This is a genomic window from Rhizobium sp. SG570, from assembly GCF_012275345.1.
Taxonomy (GTDB): Bacteria; Pseudomonadota; Alphaproteobacteria; order Rhizobiales; family Rhizobiaceae; genus Rhizobium; species Rhizobium lusitanum.
Genome location: NZ_JAAZQI010000002.1, coordinates 682,404 through 703,158 on the forward strand (window position 1 = coordinate 682,404; position 20,755 = coordinate 703,158).

Genomic DNA, 20,755 nt, shown 5'->3' on the forward strand with positions numbered 1-20,755 from the left:
ACGTTCAAGAGTCAATTGGTCACAAGTACCGCGCGAACGTTAGATTGCGTGTTCGAAAATTTTTTCGAGGTGTTGTCGGAGCGGTAATCGGCGACACGTCCTTTGGGCACGACCCCAAAAGCACGGAGGACATCATGCGCAAGGTCATAGCAGCGACATTCATCAGCCTTGACGGCGTCATGCAGGCGCCCGGCGGTCCACAGGAGGATCCGTCCGGCGGTTTCGAGCATGGCGGCTGGACATTTCATTATTTCGACGAAGCGACCGGCAAGGCGCTTTTCGAGGTTTTTGAAAAGCCGTTCGACCTACTGCTCGGACGCAAGACCTACGATATCTTCGCCGCCCATTGGCCGCATGTCGGCGACGATGATCCCATCGCCAAGCAATTTAACAGGATCACCAAATATGTCGCGACGCGCGGAAGCGGCAAACTGGATTGGAACAACAGCCGATCGCTCGGCAGCGACGTCGTTGCGGCGATAAAGCAATTGAAGGCGGGCGAGGGGCCGGATCTGCTGATCCAGGGCAGCAGCAACCTCATCCAGACTCTGCTTCGCAACGGGCTGATCGACGAATTCAGCCTGCTGACCTTTCCGCTTGTGCTTGGCGGCGGCAAGAAACTGTTCGGCGACGGCGCGGTTCCCACAGCAATGAAGCTCCTGCGCAGCCAAATCTCTCCGACCGGTGTCATCATCGCGACTTATAAGCCGGACGGCCCGGTCAAGACGGGCTCGTTCGCCTTGCCGGATCCGTCCGACGACGAGATCGAGCGGCGCAACCGCCTGGAATAACCGTGGAGGCGGGGAGCTCGAAGGGGTGTTTTTCGATCGAGATTAGGCTTCGTGTTCCCGGCTGCTTCGGAGTTCGCGAAGGGATTTGATGATTTCACGAAGACCCTTTGTGAGATGCTTATCCCGGCGCAACACTATGCCGAGTTGCCGAACGAGCCTCGGTCTGAGCGGCGAGGTCACCAGCAGGTCGGACTTGTCGCGCCTCAGCGCCATATCCGGGAGGATGGACCACCCGAGGCCCGCGGCGATCAGCTCCTTGATGGCCTCGACGCTTCCAAACTCCATGGCCGGCTCCGGGCGAACCCCAGCTGCCGCGAACCATTCGTTCGTGACGCGACGGGTGTTTCCGCCTTCGTAAAGCAGTAGCGTCTTGTCTTTCATGAAGTCCGCATCCGGTCCGCCTTCCGGTATGACGCTTCCCTTCGGCCCTACGGCTAAAAGCTCGTCATCATGGAACGGTTCGACCTCAAGCGAACGGCCGGCGGCGGGCAGGGCCACCACCGCGAGGTCCAGCGCATTGGCTTCGAGATCGCGCAGAATCTCGTCAATATTGCCGATACGGACGATGATTTCGAGATCAGGCATGCGCTGCTTCGCTATGGCGATGGCGCGGGGTAGCAGATGGATCGATGCCGTACCGCCGCTGCCGATCCGCACGCGGCCGACCGATCCGTCGCGAAAAGGCGTCATCGCCTCTTCTGCCATGGTGCAGGCTTCGATGATACGGCGCGCTTGGGGAAGCAGCTCAAGTCCGGCCGGCGACGGCTGCGCCCGCCGTCCGACGCGCTCGATCAGCCTTACCCCGAGGCGCTGCTCCAGAAGCTTCACCTGAAGGCTGACGGCGGGCTGCGTCAGCCCGACCTTGTCGGCAGCCGCCGTGAAGCTGCCGAGATCGACGACGCTGACGAAGGCGGCAAGCTGATCCAGATTGAACATCAGAAGGATTCCTTATGGATTGCATTAAGACCATAAGCTTCCTTCGCAGCAAGCGCCAGTGCATCCTAAACCATGTCCGATGAGACGAGCTTGGGGAATATGCAGATGACAATTGATATCGAAAGATCGACGGCAGTGATGCCAAGCGTGGACAAAGACAAGCGAAAACCAGGATTCCTGCGGCCGGCACTGGCAGCGCTTTTGTCCTATCTCGAAAAGCGAGAGACAAGAGGCAATCTGCGCGATCTGACCGACGACCAGCTTCGGGACATCGGCGTGACACCCGCGGAAGCGCGTGCCGAAATTAACAAGTCCTGGTTCTGGGGCTAGAAGGTCCAAGGCGCCTGAGCCGAGGGCCGGGTACCTTGAACGGCGGCATGTTGCGGGTTGTTCGATGGAGGAGGGCCCCAGCAGCGATATTTGAGCGAGGTGGATAACCCATTTTTTGTGGCACCGCTCTTTTTTCCGCCATAGATTTGCCCGATCTATCGCCTTCGAAAGCCGACAGTTCATACGCCCCCGGGCGACCGCCTTTCCGTCCGGCCCGCCAATCACAGAGACTGCAGACATTCATGTTCAAGACGACCTCCTTGCTCCTTGCCACGGCGATCTCTTCCGTATTTTTTTTCGGCACCCTTTCGACGGCGGAGGCCGGGCAGGCGAGCTACCTCGTGGATGTGCAGAGCGGCCAGACGCTGGAGGCATCGAACCAGGATGAGCTGAACTATCCGGCTTCGCTTACGAAGATGATGACGCTCTATCTTGCCTTCGAAGCGCTGCATGACGGCCGCCTGAAGTGGGATCAGAACTTGACCATGTCGGAGAATGCCGAAAGCAAGGAGCCCTTCAAACTGGCGGTCGGCGTCGGTGGCAAGGTCACCGTGCGGGAAGCGGTCCAAGGCATCGTCGTCCTCTCGGCCAATGACGCGGCCGTTGCGATCGGGGAGCAGCTCGGCGGTTCCGAGGACAGCTTCGGCAAGATGATGACCGAAAAGGCGCATCAACTCGGCATGAGCAACACCGTCTTCAAGAACGCCTCCGGCCTGCCCGATCCCGAACAGGTGACGACGGCCCGCGACCTGGCAACGCTCGGCGTCGCACTGATGCGAGACTTTCCGGAGGAATTCAAGCTTTTCTCGATGCGCGGCATAAAATTCCGCGGCATGAAACTACGCGGCCATAACAATCTGATGTATCGCTATGCCGGCGCCGATGGCATCAAAACCGGCTACACCGATGCTTCCGGCTACAATCTCGTGACATCTGCGACGAAGAACGGCCGCCGCGTCGTCGGTGTGGTGATGGGCGAGAAGACCGCACGGATTCGCGATGACAAAATGGCAAGCCTTTTAGACACCTATTGGGCTCCGACGGCAACGACGGCCACGGTATCTACGAGTGCCCCAAAGCAGAGCTTGGCGAACTGATTTCTGCTTGCGAGTGACAACCCATTGAAATCATTCGCAAGTCGCACTTCATTCTTGAACCCACCCAGGCTATAACATAATATCAGATAAGATAGATTATGGAACTAAAATGCGGTTGAGCGAACTACGAGAATTGTAGAATATTCGAACTACTCCAGATGCTTAGCAAGGTTTCCGAGAGTCGACTTCAGTCCCTCGTCGTGGTCTTCCTTGCGGATCCCGTGCGGCACGTCTTCGCAAATTATGGTCACCTTCGTGCCGGATGGAACGACGTCCAAGGACCAGGTCATGACCATCGTTCCCGCAAATGCCGGATCGTCCGATTGAAAATCCACCGCCTGGACGATGCGGACTTCAGGAACGATTTCCAGGAACCGCCCGGAAACGATGTCGGTGTGCTCGGAGGTTTTACCGCGTGTTGAATGATCCGGCGCGTTATATGTGAGCGCCAGCCGATAGCTTCCGCCTTCACGAGGGTCGAATGCGTGGATCTGTCCCGTCATGCCTTGCGGCGGAAGCCAGGAGATCAAGGCGGCCGGATCGACGAATGCCTGAAAGATCGCGTGCGGCGAAGCGCGGATCACTCTCGATGCCGTGTCCGTTCTCTTCTTGCTTGAAGCGTCGCTCACTGCGTCCTCCTTGTCATGCACCGCTACAGCGATCCGCGCGTGACCCAAGTGACGATTATTGCATCATCAGCTTGCCTTGATGCGGATCACCTTTGCCGCGATCTTCTCGGCAAGCAGCTTCGGATTGCAGGCAAATATGCTGTCTGGCCGTCCGGCCGCGCACCAGACCTGATCATAGGCCAAGAGGCTTTCATCGACGAAAACAGGCAGCTCGACGAGATGACCGATCGGCGCGACGCCGCCGATGGCGAAGCCTGTTTCGTCGCGAACGCGGTCGATATCGGCGCGTTTCAGGCGGATCCCGTAAGTCGCCGCGATATAGGCCGTATCGGCGTTGTGCGCGCCGGAGACGAGAAGCAATGTCAGGCCGTGCGTATCGGCATTGACGAAGACCAGTGACTTGACGATCTGGCCAACGGCGCATCCGGCTGCCTTGGCGGCCTCTTCGGCTGTCCGCGTCGGTTGATCCATGCGCTTGATCGAGATATCCAGACCCAGATTGCGCGCCGCAAGCTCGACGCGTTCCAGGCTCGAAAGCTTCCTGCTGTCTTCGCTCATAGATCGTCATCCTCCACGTCGAGCTCGATCTGCATCTGGTCGTAGGCCGGCTCGACATGATCGGGCGTTTCCGCCAGCACGGTTTCATAATCGAGCGGCGTATGCATATGGGTCAAGATAGCATGCTTCGGCCGCAGCCGTTCGATCCAGGCGAGCGATTGCTCCAGCGACAGGTGGCTTGGATGAAACCGATACTGCAAGGCATCGATGATCAGGACGTCGAGATCTTGAACTCTTTCAACGGATTCTGCCGGGAAATCACTGATATCGCTGCAATAAGCAAGGTTGCCGATGCGAAAGCCGAGCGAGTGAATATCGCCATGCAGCTGCTTGTGCGGCCAGAAGCGGATCGGACCGCCTGCCCCTTCGATCGTGAAGCTCTTGTCGAGGCTTTCAATCAGGACCGGCCGGACGATCGGCGGATAGCTGCTGCCGGGCGGCGTTTCCAGGCAATAGCGGAAGCCCTCGCGAATGCGATCCATGGTCGGCGGATCGGCATAGATCGGGATCAGCTCGTGGGAATTATGGAAGAAGCCGCGCAGATCGTCGATGCCGTGGATATGGTCGGCATGGGCATGGGTATAAAGCACGGCATCGACGGAGCTGACGCCGGCATGGATCATCTGTTCGCGGAAATCCGGACCCGTATCGATGACGACGGTCGTGATGCCGCCATCCGGTGCGATTTGTTCAACGAGAAAAGCCGCGCGCGTGCGGCGGTTCTTCGCGTTTTTCGGATCGCAGGCACCCCAGTCGCCGGTGATGCGCGGCACGCCCGGCGACGAGGAACAACCCAATATGGTGAAGCGCCGCCGGTATGTCACGCTGTCAGACCCTTGTCATCTTCGAGAAGCAGCGGAAGGCATTCGCCGTGGTGATTTCGGCGATCTCGTCCATACTGACGCCGATCGTCTCCGCCAATACCTCGGCTGTGTTGACGACATAGGACGGTTCGTTGCGCTTGCCGCGCCAGCGCTTCGGCGCGAGATACGGCGCGTCGGTCTCGACCAGAAGCCGATCATGCGGGATCGTCTTGGCGATGTCGCGCAGCTCTTCCGACTTCGGGAAGGTCAGGATACCGGAGAATGAGATATAGCCGCCAAGCTCGACGCCCGTCCGGGCAAGGGCAGGGCCGGCCGAAAAGCAATGGAGGATGAACGGAAAGGCCCCCTTCCCTGTTTCCTCCGTCAGGATCGCGGCCATGTCCTCGTCGGCGCTGCGGCTGTGAATGACAAGCGGCAGCTGCGTTTCGCGGGCAGCCGCGATATGGCGCAGGAAGCCGGTCTTCTGGTCTTCGGGCTTGACGGTATCGTAGAAATAATCGAGCCCCGCCTCGCCGATCGCGACGATCTTTTCATGCTGGTTTGCCAGCCGGACGAGATCTTCGGTCTGGATATCAAGTTCCTGATCGGCACTGTTTGGATGCGTGCCGACCGAACAGAAAACCGATGGGTAGCGCTCGGTGAGCGCTAACAGCCCATCGAGCTTTCGGACCTTGGTCGAGATCGTGACCATCTGCTTGACGCCCATTTCGTGGGCACGCGAGACGATCGCGTCACGCTCCTCCTCGAAGTCGGCAAAATCCAGGTGGCAATGCGTATCGATCAGCATGGAAAACCTATTCGACGGTCGGCGCGACATAGCGCGGGAAGACCGGCTTGGGGGCTTCCAGCGGCGTTCCCGCAACGAGGCGGCCTGCCTCGCCGAGCGCTGCGAAATCACGCTTGTCTGAGGGAATGGCGATGAGATCCAGCAGCTTGGCGGCCGAATCCGGCATGAATGGCTGCAGCAGAATGCCGATCTGGCGCACGACGTCGGCCGTGACATAGAGCACGGTCGCCATGCGAGCCGGGTCGGTCTTCTTCAGCGCCCAAGGCTCCTGGCTTGCAAAATAGCGGTCCGTCTCCGAAACGACGGCGATAATAGACGCCAGCGCGCGGTGGATGAGCTGCTTGCCCATATCTTCGCGGGTCGAGGCCAGCAACGCGTCGGCTTGCGCGAGAAGAGCCTTATCCTCGTCGGTCAGCGGGCCGCATTCGGGAATCTGCCCGTCGCAGTTCTTGACGATCATCGACAGCGAGCGGCTGGCGAGATTGCCGATGCCGTTGGCGAGGTCGGAGTTGATACGCGTGCCGATTGCCTCTTCGCTATAGCTTCCGTCCTGGCCGAAGGAGACTTCGCGCAGGAAGAAATAGCGCACCTGGTCGAGACCGAAATGGTTTACGAGGTTGACCGGATCGACGACGTTGCCGAGCGACTTCGACATCTTCTCGCCTTTGTTGAGCAGGAAGCCGTGGGCATAGACGCGCTTCGGCAGCGGCAGCTTTGCCGACATCAGGAAGGCTGGCCAGTAGACGGCGTGGAAGCGGATGATGTCCTTGCCGATGATGTGCACGTCGGCCGGCCAGTATTTCGCCCGCGGATTGTTGCGGTCCTCGATGTAGCCGGTGGCGGTAATGTAGTTCGTCAGCGCATCGACCCAGACATACATGACGTGCGCTGGATCGTTTGGCACCTTGATGCCCCAGTCGAACGTGGTGCGCGAGACCGACAGATCCTTCAGGCCGGATTTTACAAAGGAAATCACCTCGTTGCGGCGCTCTGCCGGACCGATGAAGTCGGGGTTTTCCTCATAGAGCTTCAGCAGCCGGTCCTGATATTCGGAGAGCTTGAAGAAATAGCTTTCCTCCTGAACCCATTCGACCGGCGTGCCTTGAGGCCCGTAGCGCACGCCGTCGGCGCGCAGCTCGGTTTCGTTTTCCTGGTAGTAGGCTTCGTCGCGTACCGAATACCAGCCGGCGTAGGAATCCTTGTAGATGTCGCCGGCATCGGCCATCAGGTTCCAGATGTTCTGAGAGGTCTCGTGGTGCCGCGGCTGGGTCGTGCGGATGAAGTCGTCGTTGGACGCATTCAGCAGCTTGCCCATCGCCTGGAATTCGTCGGAATTGCGGTTGGCGAGCTGCTGCGGCGTCAGGCCCTCGGCGCGCGCCGTCTGCTGCATCTTCTGGCCATGTTCGTCCGTACCCGTCAGGAAAAACACGTCGCGCCCATCCAGGCGCTGGAATCGCGCCAGGGCATCGGTGGCAATCAGCTCATAGGCATGGCCGATATGCGGCTTGCCATTGGGATAGGCGATTGCGGTGGTGATGTAGAACGGGGTCTTTTCGGTCATGTCAGGCAGGGATCCGCTTTTACGGTTGCGTCTCTGTTATTCTTGGCTCCGCTCGCTTTAGCGCATGTTTGCCGGGAGCGAAACACCAAGTTTCGCGCGCGCAGCATTCGGAACTCCAGAAGCGTGCCTTGCTTGACAGGGTCCCGCCTCGGCTTTACCCCTTCGAGGAACCAAAGCGCAGGACAGAGATCATCGTGAATTTCATTGATTTTTTTAGCAGCCTGTCGAACGGCTTTATAGGGCCGTGGTTTTGAGTTTGATCACTTCCTTTCAACCACTCTATTCCCTTTCCGGCTTCTTCGTCGGCATGCTGGTCGGCATTACCGGCGTTGGCGGCGGGTCGTTGATGACACCGTTGCTGGTGCTGCTGTTCGGCGTGCATCCGGCGACCGCCGTTGGCACCGACCTGCTCTATGCCGCAATTACGAAAACGGCGGGAACAGCCGTCCACGGCATGCATGGACGCGTCAATTGGAGAGTGGTCAGCCTATTGGCCTCGGGCAGCGTCCCGGCAGCACTGGCCATGCTCTGGATCATGGCCGGCGTCAATCGCGAGAGCCCAGCGGTCGCCCACACCATCACCCTGTCTCTCGGTTGTCTTCTGCTGCTGACGGCGCTCATGCTGATCTTCCGTGGGCAGATACTGAATGCCATACGGAAATGGCGCGGCGAGCGCGGCACGCTCACGCCGCGCACCATCGCCTTGCTGACCGTCACTCTCGGCCTCCTGCTCGGAATACTCGTCACGATGACATCGGTCGGCGCCGGTGCGCTCGGCGTCACCGTGCTGCTGGTGCTTTATCCGCAAACGGACGTCCGCGAGATCGTCGGCTCGGACATCGTGCATGCGGTGCCGCTGACCCTGATCGGCGGCATGGGATACTGGTTCATCGGCGAGATCAACTGGACCATGCTGTTTGCGCTGCTCGTCGGGTCCATTCCCGGCATCGTCGCCGGCAGCCTGCTGGCGCCGCGTCTGCACGAGCGATCCGTCCGCATCATTCTCGCCGTCACGCTGACGATCGTCGCCTGGAAGCTCATTTTCCCCTGACGCAATTCCGAGATAAGTGCGGAATTGTCTAGTAGATGCCACCAACCAGGTTCGGTTGCCGGATGGGCCGCATTGCGCCGTCGCGGTCGTTAGCCGATATCGTCGGTATCGAGAACATCGTCATTTAAATTATTCATGAAAGCTTTTGCGTAGCGCGATGGATTTCATTGCTCGGCGGAAGTAGCCTTACCCATGTGAAATCACGCTGGCGAACTCATAGAAAAGGTTTCTCGTGCCGCTTCTCGACGCCGATGCAATCCATCCAATTACTTTGCCAGATGGCACCCTCTATCGTGATACGGTCTACCTGAAGAACGTTATTGACCATCCTCGCATGGAAATAGGCGAATTCAGTTATTACACCCATTCTGGAAGACTAGAAGATACTGCCCAGATACTGGCACCCTACCTTGGCCGCGGCGTTCGCGAGCGGTTGATAATCGGCAAATTTGTGCAGATCGCTCGGGGAAGTTACTTTATCACCAGTTCGGCCAATCATCCCATGACCGGCTTCACCGTTTATCCTTTCCGCATATTCAAGCCAGAGACCTTCGGCTACAAAGACTTGCCGGTGAAGGACACAATTGTCGGCCACGACGTCTGGATCGGCCATAACGCAGCTATCATGCCGGGTGTGCAGATTGGCGCCGGCGCGATCGTCGCCGCTGCTTCGGTCGTTGCTAGCCACGTTCCACCTTACGCGGTCGTTGGAGGAAACCCGGCAACCATCATTCGAATGCGTTATCCCAGCGAGGTCATCAACGAACTTCTTGATATTGCTTGGTGGGATTGGCCGATAGACAAAATTGAAGCCAATCTGTCGTCCCTGAGTGATGGTGACCTGGTTGCCCTCAGGATGGCTTGACTGCCGAGCAACCTCGGACGTCTTACGGCGTCCGCTTCGGGCCGCACGCGGTTTTTCGTCCGGAATTTCGCAGTCGATCTAGGCCGAAAGCTGTTGTTTGAGCTCGCCCAAGACGGTAATGAGCGTCTGCTTGCGATCGAGATTGTAGGCCTGCGAGATATTGAGCCGTTCGGTGGTCTCGGAGTGGAGACGGGCCAATCTCTCCGCCGTGCCGATATATCCGCCAAGTGCGGCGGCCCTTGCGCGGTCTGCGATATCATCGCCGATATGGGATATGAAGAAGCCGAAGATCGTGTCGCTGTCCTTGCCCGAAAGCGCATCGGCTAGGCGGTGCATCGCCTTGCGGGCCGCCGGTCCATCCGCCGAGAGAACCTGCCGATAGGCATCGATGATGTCTCCGCCGCCATAGTTCAGCAGCTTGAGCGCCTCGCTGACGCTGCCCTTGGCTGCCGGGAGCAATTCACTCCCCTTCCCGGCCGGCACGCCGAGATTTTCGAGCGCTAGGCGCAAGGCCTCGTCTCCGAGCGGCGCGAGTTTCAATGGCAGGCAACGCGAACGGATCGTCGGCAGAAGCCTGCCCGGCGCATGCGACAGGACGAGGAACAGCGCCCGCTTCGGCGGCTCCTCGAGAATTTTCAGGATGGCGTTGGCGGCGTTGCGGTTGAGGTCGTCGGCTGGATCGATGATGACGATCCGCCAGTTGCCGGTGCCGGAGGTCTGCGAAAAGAACTTTCCGGCGCGACGCACCTCATCCACCGTGATTGCGGATTTCACCTTGCCGGTCTTGTCGTCGATGGGACGGGAGAGATGCAGCAGATTGTGGGATGCCCCGCCGGAAATCTGACGGCTGATGGCCGAGGACGGATCGGGATCTCCGATCGTCTCGGGCGCGGATGCCGGGTCGGGATGGGACAGGACATGATTGGCGAAACGAAAGGCGAGCGTCGCCTTGCCTATCCCCTCGGGTCCCTCGATCAGCACGGCATGATGACCCTTGCCGGAGCGATAGGATTGCGCCAGGAAGGCTTCCGCCTCCTCATGGCCGAAGAGCCTGGGATTGTCCTGTGGAGGGATCGCGCCGTCGAGAACGCCGGGCCGTTCCTCGCTCATTGCGCCGCTTCCGATCTCGCAGAAGAGATATTGGTGGCGGGCCCGAGCCGCCTGTCGACGATCGCGGCGACGTCCTCGGCAATCTCGTCTTCCGAGCGGAGCGCGTCGACGACGTGGCAGCGATCCGGTTCGCGCGCGGCGATATCGAGAAAGGCCTCCCGGCGTTTCTCATGGGTCTGCATCTCTTCCTTTTCGAAGCGATCCGGCGCTGTGACGGCAGAGGCGCGCTTGCGCGCGCGCTCAAGCCCGATCTCGGCGGGAATGTCGAGGATCAGCGTGCAATCGGGAATAACGCCATTGACGGCAACCCTTTGCAACGCCTCGATATAATCGGCTTCGAGATTGCCGGTTACGCCCTGATAGACGCGCGACGAGTCCATGAAACGATCGCAAAGGACGATGGTGCCGCGCGCCAGCGCCGGGCGAATGACTTCCTCGACATGATCGTTGCGCGCAGCGGCAAAGAGGATGGCCTCCATGCGCGTGCCGAACATCTCGGCGGCCCCGGAGAGCAATACATGGCGGACGGCTTCGGCACCCGGAGAGCCGCCCGGCTCGCGCGTGACCAGCACGTCGTGGCCGAGCTCGCGCAACCGTTCGGCCAACCGGCGGATCTGGGTGGATTTCCCGGCCCCTTCCCCGCCTTCGAAGCTTACGAATAATCCGTTTGCATCAGCCAATGATCATGTCCTGCACTTTTCGCCTGCCGTCCGCTCGGCACGCGATACGTCTCTTGTTTAACCCAAGACATGCCGGGGTGGAACCGTGCATGTATCGGCGCCCGCCATTCTATATGGGGTGTGAACAGGGATTTCGCGAGCCATGCAACCCGTCAGGTCGGCAAAGGCTTGTCCCAGAGCCAGGAGAATAGCAGGGATTCGGTCAATTCCATGAAGGCATCGAAGGCGCGACGGCTGAGCGTGCCTTGAGCGACTGATTCCTTTGTGTAAAGCGGCAATTCGCGCACCAGTCGCGCGCCCAGGAACACACGAAGCGTCCCGGCTTCATAGTCCCCGGCCACGGGTGCCGTCAGCGGCCAGCGGTAGACGATTCGCGCGGACAGACGGTCAGGCGTGTCGACCGGCACGTAGACATCGACGGGCGTCTTGGCCAGCAGCCCCACCGTCGATTGCGCGCCGCCATAGACGCTGGCATCGCCGATCACTTCCCCGTCGGCGAAAATGCGCTGGCTCTTGAAATTGCTGAGGCCCCATTCGAGCACACGACGGGTCTCTTCTGTCCGCTCCTTGTCGTTCTTCAGGCCGCCAAGCGCCAGGAACAGCCGGCGGCCGTCGCGCTGCACCGAGGCGACGATCGAAAAGCCCTCGCCTTCGGTAAAGCCCAGCCCAAGGCCGTCGACGCCGATATTGAGCAGCAGCAACGGGTTCTTGTTGCGCTGATATATCTTGTTCCAGGTAAAATCCGCCTGGCCGAAATATTTGTAGAGATCCTGATGCTTCTGCTGGAGATCCTGCGCCAGGGCCACCAGTTCCCGCAGCGAGACCTTGCCGCCGCCGTTGGGGTCGTTGGCGTCAGGCAAACCGGTGGAGTTGGTAAAGACAGCCCGCGTCATGCCGAGCTCCCGCGCACGCGACGTCATGCGCCGGGCAAACTCGCGTTCGCTCACCGAAATCCCTTCCGCCAGAACGATGCAGCCATCATTGGCCTGCTGCACGGCGACGCCCTGAATGAGGTCGCCGACCCGCACACGCGACTTCAGTGCGGCAAACATCGTCGACGCACGCGATGGCGCGCCGCCCGTTCGCCAGGCGTTTTCCGAGACGGGATATTCCGTATCGAGCGAGATCTCCCCTCGCCCAATAGCATCGAAGACGACGTCCAGAGTCATGAGCTTCGCAAGCGAAGCCGGCGAAATCGGTTGGTCCTCATTTTTCGCAAGGAGAATGGTGCCCGTAGAGGCCTCGATCATGAATGCCTGGGCGGCTTTCGTATCGAACGCGCCCGGAACGGCCGGCTGCGCCATGGCTGCCACATTGCCGATGCCCAGGAGAAAAAGGAACAAAAGAATCAAGCGCTTTGGCATACCGTCCCCTCAATCCGACCACCGGCACCTTTATTTTAGTGACGGGTGAAGATTCAGGCAATGACGCCGATCAATCAACCTGCGTCGTGCCTTGATGCTGGCGGCGATAGGCCGAGAGGATCGACTCCTGCGTCAGTCCGTCGTTGCGAACCATGACGGCGTCGAAAGCAAGATCGACATAGACAGTCTTGACCGGGGCATTCTGATAGGCGGCGACCATCGAACCGATCGACGGATCGTTGATGCTTGCCATGCCCGGAGCGAAATCCGGACGTTCGTAAGGGATCGGTCCGATCAGCGGCAGAACGACCATGACGGGCTCGGAAGGCTCGGCAGACGGCATCGCGCCGCCGTTCCAGGTCATCGGCGGCGGATTGTTGCGCTTGTTGCCGTTGTAGGCCGTGTCCGGCGTCGAGCCGGCGAAAGCCGTGGCCGAATAGGGAGACTGGCGCGGAATGGGGGCGATCGACGGCGCGCGATCGAAGCTGCGCTGCTGGCGGCCGACGCGGACGGGATTATCCGAATCCGGCAGCTGGTCGGCGGTCATTCTGACATTCGAGGCAACCATCACGCCCGTTGCGATCTGGCCGCCGGGATTGATGCTAGGCAGGCGCGAACCCTTGGGGATGTATGAGGCCATCAAATAGGGGTCGTCGTGGCCGTCCATGCGGGCGCGGCCGACATATTGCACGCGCACGTCGCCGGTGCCGCTGTGCTGGAGATCGAGCATCTGCGCCGTCTTGTTGGAAAGATCGATGATGCGGCCGGGATGATAGGGGCCGCGATCGTTGACGCGAACGATGATGGAGGAGCCAGTTTCGACATTGGTGACGCGCGCATAGCTCGGCAGCGGGAAAGTTGGATGCGCAGCGGTCAGCGATTGTTGGTCGTAAACTTCGCCATTGGCGGTCAGGCGGCCGTGAAACGCCGAGCCGTACCAGGAAGCGATACCGACCTTGTTATAGCCGTAGTCTTCCTTGGGATAGTACCACTTGCCCTTCACCTGATACGGATTGCCGACCATGAAGCGGCCGCCGCCCTTGGGAACAGGCCCGTTGGCGACAACCCGCGGACTGGCCTTTACGCCATATTCCTTCTCGGAGAAATATTCCTTGCCGTGCTGGCGCGTCGAGGCAACCTTCTGAGACGTTCCACAGGCCGTGATGGTTGCGCACATCAGTGAGAGAGCAAACCAACGCATACCCGTTGCGTATGTCACCGCACGATTTTCGAATTTCATCTGTCCCACGCCGCTACTCAATAATTCTGACGGAGGTCTGCTATAACCGGTACATCCCTCATTCCGGTATCCAGCTACGCCTCAATCACCTAACGGTACTTTAATCATGATTAGAGTTTGTCGATTTTGCGATGCAAATTGAGCGCACTGGGGAAATACCGAAGATCATGGTTAATCTGCGGTAAAATAGGATTTGCCTGAAGTACCGGGCAAGACGGCAAACCGCTCGAACAGCTGGTCTTCCCTCTGTCTTCATCAAGGGTCCCGGATCGGGACAGATCAGAGCAAATTGTGGCCGTCAGAGATGTGCCTTTGACAAGAAGCGAAGGCCCAGTTCAGGAAACTGTATCGCGGCGCATCAGTGTTTCGTGGTGATAGACGTCGCCGACCTTCAGCGCCTCGGTATCGATGGCCCACGCTTTGAAACCGAAAGATTCGTAAAGACGAATGCCGCGCTATTGGATGAGGCGACGCTGAGCCGTTTCAAAACGCTGGAATTGAAGTGGCCTAGCCGCTGGAGACGACTAGGCCACATTTGCCAGGTCAGGGGTCAAATCCGACTGAAGCGCCCTAGCAATAAGACAAGCTTAGTTTTTGTCAATGATGACTGACGGGCCACGAACGAAGAAGATGGCACTATGTCTACTCTATAGCCACCTAACTTGTTCCATAGCTTTCTGACGCCTATGGATTGCTCCGCCGTTCCCTACCCTACCACGGATAATGATGGTGTTCGTCCTGCGGAGACCGACTCACCGGCAGTCGTCTGATCTCCTCGCCGAAGAAGCGGATGGCGCCAACTTTTATGAAAGTAACGGCACTGCCCTCCGGCACACTCCCACCACCGTATTGCGGAACCAGTGATGGGCTGGATCGGCATCCATGCGGGGATGCCACATCGCCGATATTAGGATTTCTGGCGTAGCGACGGGAAGCTCGAAGCTCACCAAGCCCTGGCTGAACGGTTCGGTGCCGACCAGGCCATTTCCGAGACACGAGCGCGGCACAAGCGCGACCAGGTCAGATTGGCGCGCGATGCGCAAGGCGTCCGGGAATCCGGGCACGACAGCGATGACCTCCCGGCTGAGACCGAGTTTCTCCAGGGCATCATCGACTGGCCCCGTAAAACTCCCCTTTCGCGACGCCGCGATATGCCTGGACGCCGCATAGCGCTCGGGTGTTACGGGACCCTTCAGCAAAGGATGTCCATCCCTGACTACACCCAGGAATTTGTCGCGGAAGAGGAAGTGAGTACGCACCTCCGGCGCAAACTCTCCGAGAACGCCAATTTCAAGATCGATCTGCCCCTCCCGGAGCGGCGCGGCATCCTTGACAGGTTTAGGTGCGAATCGCAGGCGGATACTTGGCGCCGCGTCGGCAATAGCGGCCACCAGGGGAGCAGAGAACAGCGCGATAAAGCCCTCGTTGGCGCAAATGGCGAAGGTCCGCTCCAGCGTGGCGATTTCAAATTGGCCAGCCTGCGGGCTGAGAACGGCTCGAGCTTCGCGAGCAAGCTCGTGAACCCGATCGCGCAACTCGGCGGCGCGGGGCGTTGGGACAAGTCCGCGCCCGGCGCGCACAAGCAGCGGGTCGCCCGTGGCGGACCGGAGCCGTGCGAGGGTCCGGCTCATGGCGGAAGGACTGAGGCCGAGACGGCGCGCAGCGCCGGTCACGCTAACCTCGGTCAGCAGTGCGTCGAGCGCCGGAAGCAGGTTCAGGTCGAGATTGTCCACAACCGCAACCTACATCACTTGACGCCCACAACATAGCGCCTGACGCAACAACAATGTGCATCCTGTGCGTCTGGCGTCAATCCAATGAGGCGCTCATATTCGCTGCCGACACCGCACAACGAAAGATAGCCCCTATGTCATCAACCATTTCACACGACATCGCAGGCACGATTCTTCTCATCGGCGCATCGCGTGGCCTCGGACACGCCATGGCCGCCGAGCTCCTGAAAAAGGGGTGGAACGTCGTCGGCACGACGCGCCCGGTCGAAGGCCGAACTGAGCTGCATGACCTGGCCGACGAGAACCCGGGCCGCGTCGAGGTCGAGACCGTCGACATCTGCGAACCGGAGCAGATAGCGGCACTTCGTGCTCGCTTGTCGGGCCGGGTGTTCGACATCCTGTTCGTGAACGCCGGCACCGCCAATGCGAATCCCAACGAGACCATCGCCGAGGTATCCACCGAGGAGTTCATCCGCGTGATGGTCACGAATGCACTTGGCCCCATGCGTAGCGTCGAGGCGCTGCAGGATCTTGTCCCCGCAGATGGCCTCATCGGCGTCATGTCGTCAGGACAGGGCAGCATCGCCAACAACACGAACGGTGGGTTTGAAGTCTATCGCGGCAGCAAGTCGGCGCTGAACCAGTATATGCGAAGCTACGCTGCGCGCCATGCAAGCGAGCCGCGCGCCTTGGTGCTGATGGCTCCGGGCTGGATCCGCACGGCACTGGGCGGTCCGAACGCGCCACTCAGCATGGAAGAGGCTATTCCCAGTATCGTGGAGGTGCTTCTCACGAAGCGGGGCAGACCCGGTCTCGAATACCTCGATCGTATGGGGAAAACCGTTCCTTGGTGAACGTCACCGGCGCAGCATTTCTGAATATATTCTATCGCTGGAATTAAGGTGACAGTGCATTCTACCGTGATCGGAGGCCATAGATTTGGCGGAAGAGGTGGGATTCGAACCCACGGTACGGTTTCCCGCACGCCGGTTTTCAAGACCGGTTCCTTAAACCACTCGGACACTCTTCCTGTCGCTACGGCTCGACGCCTAGCAAAAGTGGTTGGCTGGCTTTACAGCTATTCGGGCCGAAGCGTCAACTGGGCCGCTGTGCATCCGCAGCCACCGGCCACGCGAAAAAGATTCCATGACGCCGTTGCTTGTGCGAAAGATTCGCCATCGACTATCCGGAAGGACATCGCCCTCGCCCATGACCTCTGACGATCAATCTCTGTCGCTCGGTCCCAAGCCCCTGGTCGGCCCTGCCCTTGCAGCCTTCTTTGGCCGCGATGCCGTTGGCGTCGCATCCGATCTGATCGGAACGCGGTTCACGGTTGCCGGCATCGGAGGTCGTATCGTCGAGACCGAGGCCTATCGGCCTGATGACGAGGCTTCCCACGCCTATCGCGGTCCAACGCCGCGCAATGCGGCGATGTTCGGTCCGGCCGGCCATGTCTATGTCTATCGCTCCTATGGCATTCACTGGTGTCTGAATTTCGTCTGCCTTACTGGAAGCGCCGTGCTTATTCGGGCGCTGGAGCCGGAGAACGGCATAGAGGAAATGATACGGCGGCGCGGCATTGCCGATATCGTGTCGCTATGCAACGGGCCGGGAAAGCTCTCGCAGGCGATGGCCATCGACATCGGCCTGAATGGCCTGTCGCTGGATGCGGCGCCTTTCGCTATTTCCTTGGCGGAACCCGTTACCGTCGCTTCCGGCAAACGCATTGGAATCACCAGGAATGTCGATGCGCCCTGGCGGTTCGGCGCGGCGGGTTCGCGCTTCGTCAGTCGTCGTTTTCCCTGATGTTGCAATAAAAAGGCCGCCGGGGTGGTGCCCGGCGGCCCATGCGGCCACGCAGCGAACTGGAAGACTGCGCGGCTATCTTATTCCATGGCAACGCTATGATCGACGGCCGGTGGCGCCTTTGGCTTGCGCAGGAGCACCAGCAGCGGTATGGCGCAGATCGACATCAGCATCAGCAGCTTGAAGTCATCGATGTAGGCGATGATCGTCGCCTGCGTGGTGATCATGCTGTCGAGCGTGGCGCGTCCCACAGCTGTCAAGGGACTGATTCCCTGGGCCGCCGTCGCATCGAAATGGCGGTTGAACGGCGTTACATAGGCGGCGATGTTCGCGTGGTTGACCTGTGTATTTTCCGTGATCAGCATCGAGACGACTGAAATGCCGACGCTGGAGCCGATATTGCGCGAGAGGTTGTAAAGGCCTGTGCCCTCACCGCGCATCTGTGCCGGCAGCGTCGCGAAAGCGATCGTCGTCAACGGCACGAACAGGAAGCCGAGGCCGGCGCCCTGGACGAAGCCGACGGAGATGATGGTTTCCTGCGAGACATCCGGTGTCCAGCCTGTCATCTCGTACATGGCCCACGCGGTCAAAGCGAGACCGATGAACAGCAAGAAGCGCGTATCCACCTTGCCGATCAGCCGTCCCACAAGGAACATGCAGAACATTGTGCCGAGGCCGCGCGGTCCCATGACGATACCGGCGGTGACGACGGGATAGCCCATCAGCGTCTGCAGATAGGGCGTCATCAGGGCGAGCGAGGCCAGATAGGTCACGCCGACGATGAAGATGAACAGCATGCTGACGGCAAAGTTTTGATCGAGGAAGAGCCTCGGGTTCACGAAACTTCGCTCAGCCGTGAACATATGCACGATGAAGAGATAGAAGGCGCAGGCGCAGACGAGCGCCTCGACGATGATCTCGCCCGAATAGAACCAGTCGAGCTGCTCGCCACGATCGAGAAACAATTGCAGCGCGGCAATACCGAGCGAGAGCATGCCGAATCCGAACCAATCGAGTTTGGCGAACGTGTCCAGCTTGGTCTCGGTGACATAGACGACGATGCCGAAGAAGGCGAGCGCGCCGATCGGCACGTTGATGTAGAACACCCAGCGCCAGCTGATATTGTCGGTCAGCCAGCCGCCGATCACGGGACCGAGCACGGGGCCGACCATCACCGAGACGCCGAACAGCGCCATGGCGCGGCCGCGCTCCTCGACATTGTAGATATCGAGCAGAATGCCCTGCGACAGCGGCACCAGCGCCGCGCCGAACAGGCCCTGCAACAGGCGGAACCCGACGATCTGCGCCAGGGATTCAGAGAGGCCGCAGAGGACCGAAGCGGCGACGAAACCGGCGATCGCCACCAGCAGCACGCGCTTGCGGCCGAACTTTGCAGACAGGAAGCCGGAGGGCGGCGTCATGATCGCCGCTGCGACGATATAAGACGTCAGCACCCAGTTGATCTGGTCGGCGCTGGCAGAGACGTCGCCCTGGATATGTGGCAGCGCGACGTTGGCGATGGTGGTGTCCAGCGCCTGCATGATGACAGCAAGGATGACGCAGGCGGTGATCGCGCCGCGATTGGCGATGGGCGCTGACGGCGGAGCGGTAGTGGCGTTACTCATGGTCCTGACCGCGCGAATGGCCCAGCAGATTGCTGACGAAGTCGGGCAGGCCGCGGGCATGGCCGGTATCGACGCCGGCGACGACGCTCATCCCGACGCGCAGCGGAGGTTTGCCCTCCATATCGTCGATGCTGATGATCATCGGTATGCGCTGCACGACCTTCACCCAGTTGCCTGTCGTGTTCTGTGCGGGCAGCAGTGAGAAGCTCGAGCCGGATGCCGGTGCGATGCTGGCGACGGTGCCCTTCCAGGTTACGCCCGGATAGGTGTCGACCGAGATGTCGACTTTCTGGCCGGTCCGTACATAGGTCAGCTCGGTTTCCTTCGGGCTGGCGTTGATCCACATATGCGTGGTGGAAACCAACGAGAAGCCCTGCTGCGCAGCCGTCAGGTAGGCGCCGACCTGCAGCGAGGGAACATTGGCGGTGACGCCGTCGAAAGGCGCCCGTACCACAGTGTCGTCGAGCTCGCGCTGCGCATTGTCGACCGCAGCCTTGGCCTGCAGGTAGAGCGGGTTCTGCTCGGGAGGCAGATCGGCAGTGCCATCACCACCCAATTGTGCGAGGGTCGCGGCAGCTTGTGCCTGGGCAACCGAGACCTTCTGCTGGGCAGCTTCGAGATTGTGCTTGGCCTGGTCATAGGCCGACTCGGAGGCAACCGAACTGTTGATCAAATTCTGCTGACGCTCGAGCTCCGTCTGGTAGTAGGGAATGTCGGCCTGCGCCTGGGCGATCTCGGCCACGGATTGCTTGTAGCTCGCCTGCAGGTTCAGGATCTGGTTTCTGGCGTTGCCGAGCTGCGCCTGCGCGCCCTCGAGCGCGATACGGAACGAATCGGGCTTGAGGCGGAAAAGCACCTGCCCCTTCTTCACGACCTCGTTCTCATGCACATCGACCGATATCACCATGCCGGAGACGTCGGTGGAAACGCCGACCATGTCAGCCTGGATATAGGCATTGTCCGTGGACATGATCTGTCCGCCGGTGACGTAATAATAGCCACCGATGACGAGGGCGACGGGGAGCAGCGCAAACAGGATCGGCCGCGTCGGGCTGCGGCGCTTGCGCGGCTTTTCGGGAGGCGTGACGGGGCTTGCCGCGGCAACCGCTGCAGGCGGCGATGTCGGGTTTGGAGATGGTGCCTCGGCCACAGGGGCTTGAATCTGTTCTGTGGAATTTGCGTTTGCGGGTACGCGGAGCGAAGAGGATGCGTCAGCCATGTTGTATCTCTTTGTCGGCTGCCTTCGAGCGGCAGACGTGAAGCAGGTTCGATTTCATGAGGGTGAGCAACTCATAAAGGCGCTCGTTATCCTCCTGCGAGGTTCCGTCGAGCGCTTCCTTGCGTGTTTGGTCGCCTATGCTGCGCATGGTATCGATCAGTGGCCGGGCCTCCTCGCGCATGTAAAGGAGCCAGCTCCGCCGATCGCTCGGATGTTGCCGGCGCTCCACCAGACCGCGCTCGCTAAGCTTGTCGAGAATGCGAACCAGGGTGATCGGTTCGATCTCCAGCATCTCCGCCAGTCCGGCCTGATGAATACCTTCATTGTTCGCGAGATAGGCAAGCGTTTGCCATTGTGATCGCGTCAGTCCCAAATCCTTCGCGCGCTGCTCGAACCGCTTCCGAAGAAGCCGCGCAACGTCATGGAGGAGAAAGCCGAGGGTGGGTAGTGTGTTCATGGCATAAGAAGCCTGCTACTCATAAGCAACCTTATAATTACCGACACCTATAGTAAGCGCCCACGCGATACAAGAGGGTGGGCGATCAAGAA

The 20,755-nt window shown here is 60.0% G+C and carries 21 protein-coding genes and 1 tRNA gene; 7 read left to right on the forward strand and 15 right to left on the reverse strand.

From position 1 onward, the window contains the following. The first annotated feature begins 134 nt into the window (after nucleotides 1-134). Nucleotides 135-791, forward strand: coding sequence for a dihydrofolate reductase family protein (locus FHT28_RS07145; RefSeq protein WP_168595843.1), 657 nt, complete (start codon nucleotides 135-137; stop codon nucleotides 789-791). A gap of 42 nt (nucleotides 792-833) precedes the next feature. On the opposite strand, the gene FHT28_RS07150 is transcribed toward FHT28_RS07145, so the two are convergent. Continuing rightward, entirely contained in the window at nucleotides 834-1,727 is an 894-nt protein-coding gene (locus tag FHT28_RS07150; RefSeq protein WP_047561777.1) for a LysR family transcriptional regulator, read from the reverse strand. 138 nt (nucleotides 1,728-1,865) lie between these two features. On the opposite strand from FHT28_RS07150, the gene FHT28_RS07155 reads away from it, so the two are divergent. Beyond that, entirely contained in the window at nucleotides 1,866-2,057 is a 192-nt protein-coding gene (locus tag FHT28_RS07155) for a DUF1127 domain-containing protein (protein ID WP_208865003.1), read from the forward strand. A gap of 242 nt (nucleotides 2,058-2,299) precedes the next feature. After that, on the forward strand, nucleotides 2,300-3,154 hold the full coding sequence (locus tag FHT28_RS07160) for a D-alanyl-D-alanine carboxypeptidase family protein (protein ID WP_037202121.1): 855 nt from the start codon (nucleotides 2,300-2,302) through the stop codon (nucleotides 3,152-3,154). 149 nt (nucleotides 3,155-3,303) lie between these two features. Here FHT28_RS07160 and FHT28_RS07165 read toward each other — a convergent pair whose 3' ends face one another. The 5 genes from FHT28_RS07165 to metG all read right to left on the reverse strand — a co-directional run bounded on the left by FHT28_RS07165 (nucleotide 3,304) and on the right by metG (nucleotide 7,513). Beyond that, entirely contained in the window at nucleotides 3,304-3,783 is a 480-nt protein-coding gene (locus FHT28_RS07165; RefSeq protein WP_168595844.1) for an SRPBCC family protein, read from the reverse strand. Nucleotides 3,784-3,849: 66 nt separating this feature from the next. Beyond that, complete coding sequence (locus FHT28_RS07170) at nucleotides 3,850-4,341, reverse strand: YbaK/EbsC family protein (protein ID WP_047556756.1); 492 nt, start codon at nucleotides 4,339-4,341, stop codon at nucleotides 3,850-3,852. Further along, nucleotides 4,338-5,165, reverse strand: coding sequence for an MBL fold metallo-hydrolase (locus tag FHT28_RS07175; protein WP_168595845.1), 828 nt, complete (start codon nucleotides 5,163-5,165; stop codon nucleotides 4,338-4,340). The genes FHT28_RS07170 and FHT28_RS07175 overlap by 4 nt, the downstream gene beginning before the upstream one ends. A 4-nt stretch (nucleotides 5,166-5,169) precedes the next feature. After that, complete coding sequence (locus FHT28_RS07180; RefSeq protein WP_047638116.1) at nucleotides 5,170-5,952, reverse strand: TatD family hydrolase; 783 nt, start codon at nucleotides 5,950-5,952, stop codon at nucleotides 5,170-5,172. Nucleotides 5,953-5,959: 7 nt separating this feature from the next. After that, entirely contained in the window at nucleotides 5,960-7,513 is a 1,554-nt protein-coding gene (gene metG, locus FHT28_RS07185) for a methionine--tRNA ligase (protein WP_047556750.1), read from the reverse strand. A gap of 250 nt (nucleotides 7,514-7,763) precedes the next feature. Between metG and FHT28_RS07190 the strand changes: the two genes are divergently transcribed. Next, complete coding sequence (locus FHT28_RS07190) at nucleotides 7,764-8,564, forward strand: sulfite exporter TauE/SafE family protein (RefSeq protein WP_037202813.1); 801 nt, start codon at nucleotides 7,764-7,766, stop codon at nucleotides 8,562-8,564. 232 nt (nucleotides 8,565-8,796) lie between these two features. After that, nucleotides 8,797-9,429, forward strand: a complete 633-nt coding sequence (locus FHT28_RS07195; protein ID WP_168595846.1) for a CatB-related O-acetyltransferase — start codon at nucleotides 8,797-8,799, stop codon at nucleotides 9,427-9,429. 78 nt (nucleotides 9,430-9,507) lie between these two features. On the opposite strand, the gene FHT28_RS07200 is transcribed toward FHT28_RS07195, so the two are convergent. From FHT28_RS07200 to FHT28_RS07220, 5 genes are all read right to left on the reverse strand, one after another. Beyond that, nucleotides 9,508-10,539, reverse strand: a complete 1,032-nt coding sequence (locus FHT28_RS07200; RefSeq protein WP_047638123.1) for a DNA polymerase III subunit delta' — start codon at nucleotides 10,537-10,539, stop codon at nucleotides 9,508-9,510. Further along, nucleotides 10,536-11,219, reverse strand: coding sequence for a dTMP kinase (tmk, locus tag FHT28_RS07205; protein ID WP_168595847.1), 684 nt, complete (start codon nucleotides 11,217-11,219; stop codon nucleotides 10,536-10,538). Before tmk ends, FHT28_RS07200 begins: the two co-directional genes overlap by 4 nt. A gap of 152 nt (nucleotides 11,220-11,371) precedes the next feature. Next, nucleotides 11,372-12,523, reverse strand: coding sequence for a D-alanyl-D-alanine carboxypeptidase family protein (locus FHT28_RS07210; protein ID WP_244655151.1), 1,152 nt, complete (start codon nucleotides 12,521-12,523; stop codon nucleotides 11,372-11,374). 130 nt (nucleotides 12,524-12,653) lie between these two features. After that, complete coding sequence (locus tag FHT28_RS07215) at nucleotides 12,654-13,823, reverse strand: septal ring lytic transglycosylase RlpA family protein (RefSeq protein ID WP_168595848.1); 1,170 nt, start codon at nucleotides 13,821-13,823, stop codon at nucleotides 12,654-12,656. Nucleotides 13,824-14,626: 803 nt separating this feature from the next. After that, complete coding sequence (locus FHT28_RS07220; protein ID WP_168595849.1) at nucleotides 14,627-15,556, reverse strand: LysR family transcriptional regulator; 930 nt, start codon at nucleotides 15,554-15,556, stop codon at nucleotides 14,627-14,629. 134 nt (nucleotides 15,557-15,690) lie between these two features. On the opposite strand from FHT28_RS07220, the gene FHT28_RS07225 reads away from it, so the two are divergent. Next, nucleotides 15,691-16,410 carry an SDR family NAD(P)-dependent oxidoreductase gene (locus FHT28_RS07225; protein WP_037202158.1) on the forward strand — a complete coding sequence of 240 codons (720 nt, stop codon included), beginning with the start codon at nucleotides 15,691-15,693 and terminating at the stop codon, nucleotides 16,408-16,410. 86 nt (nucleotides 16,411-16,496) lie between these two features. On the opposite strand, the gene FHT28_RS07230 is transcribed toward FHT28_RS07225, so the two are convergent. Then, nucleotides 16,497-16,586: transfer RNA gene (locus tag FHT28_RS07230), tRNA-Ser, on the reverse strand. Between the two features lie 179 nt (nucleotides 16,587-16,765). On the opposite strand from FHT28_RS07230, the gene FHT28_RS07235 reads away from it, so the two are divergent. Beyond that, nucleotides 16,766-17,362, forward strand: a complete 597-nt coding sequence (locus FHT28_RS07235; RefSeq protein ID WP_113118610.1) for a DNA-3-methyladenine glycosylase — start codon at nucleotides 16,766-16,768, stop codon at nucleotides 17,360-17,362. 80 nt (nucleotides 17,363-17,442) lie between these two features. Here the strand turns inward: FHT28_RS07235 and FHT28_RS07240 are convergent, their stop codons facing one another. The 3 genes from FHT28_RS07240 to FHT28_RS07250 are packed head-to-tail and all read right to left on the reverse strand — an operon-like array spanning nucleotide 17,443 to nucleotide 20,663. After that, entirely contained in the window at nucleotides 17,443-18,987 is a 1,545-nt protein-coding gene (locus FHT28_RS07240) for a DHA2 family efflux MFS transporter permease subunit (protein WP_113118611.1), read from the reverse strand. Next, nucleotides 18,980-20,206 (reverse strand): HlyD family secretion protein, encoded by a 1,227-nt coding sequence (locus FHT28_RS07245; protein WP_168595850.1) that lies wholly within the window; start codon nucleotides 20,204-20,206, stop codon nucleotides 18,980-18,982. The genes FHT28_RS07240 and FHT28_RS07245 overlap by 8 nt, the downstream gene beginning before the upstream one ends. Then, nucleotides 20,199-20,663 (reverse strand): MarR family transcriptional regulator, encoded by a 465-nt coding sequence (locus tag FHT28_RS07250; protein WP_037202168.1) that lies wholly within the window; start codon nucleotides 20,661-20,663, stop codon nucleotides 20,199-20,201. Before FHT28_RS07250 ends, FHT28_RS07245 begins: the two co-directional genes overlap by 8 nt. Nucleotides 20,664-20,755 lie beyond the last annotated feature (92 nt).

Coding starts and splice junctions, on each gene's coding strand:
- FHT28_RS07225 (WP_037202158.1), top strand. CDS start 15,691: ATGTCATCAACCATTTCACACGACATCGCAGGCACGATTCTTCTCATC.
- FHT28_RS07200 (WP_047638123.1), bottom strand. CDS start 10,539: ATGAGCGAGGAACGGCCCGGCGTTCTCGACGGCGCGATCCCTCCACAG.
- FHT28_RS07180 (WP_047638116.1), bottom strand. CDS start 5,952: ATGCTGATCGATACGCATTGCCACCTGGATTTTGCCGACTTCGAGGAG.
- FHT28_RS07240 (WP_113118611.1), bottom strand. CDS start 18,987: ATGAGTAACGCCACTACCGCTCCGCCGTCAGCGCCCATCGCCAATCGC.
- FHT28_RS07250 (WP_037202168.1), bottom strand. CDS start 20,663: ATGAACACACTACCCACCCTCGGCTTTCTCCTCCATGACGTTGCGCGG.
- FHT28_RS07145 (WP_168595843.1), top strand. CDS start 135: ATGCGCAAGGTCATAGCAGCGACATTCATCAGCCTTGACGGCGTCATG.
- FHT28_RS07155 (WP_208865003.1), top strand. CDS start 1,866: ATGCCAAGCGTGGACAAAGACAAGCGAAAACCAGGATTCCTGCGGCCG.
- FHT28_RS07160 (WP_037202121.1), top strand. CDS start 2,300: ATGTTCAAGACGACCTCCTTGCTCCTTGCCACGGCGATCTCTTCCGTA.
- FHT28_RS07150 (WP_047561777.1), bottom strand. CDS start 1,727: ATGTTCAATCTGGATCAGCTTGCCGCCTTCGTCAGCGTCGTCGATCTC.
- FHT28_RS07170 (WP_047556756.1), bottom strand. CDS start 4,341: ATGAGCGAAGACAGCAGGAAGCTTTCGAGCCTGGAACGCGTCGAGCTT.
- metG (WP_047556750.1), bottom strand. CDS start 7,513: ATGACCGAAAAGACCCCGTTCTACATCACCACCGCAATCGCCTATCCC.
- FHT28_RS07210 (WP_244655151.1), bottom strand. CDS start 12,523: ATGGCGCAGCCGGCCGTTCCGGGCGCGTTCGATACGAAAGCCGCCCAG.
- FHT28_RS07245 (WP_168595850.1), bottom strand. CDS start 20,206: ATGGCTGACGCATCCTCTTCGCTCCGCGTACCCGCAAACGCAAATTCC.
- FHT28_RS07235 (WP_113118610.1), top strand. CDS start 16,766: ATGACCTCTGACGATCAATCTCTGTCGCTCGGTCCCAAGCCCCTGGTC.
- FHT28_RS07215 (WP_168595848.1), bottom strand. CDS start 13,823: ATGAAATTCGAAAATCGTGCGGTGACATACGCAACGGGTATGCGTTGG.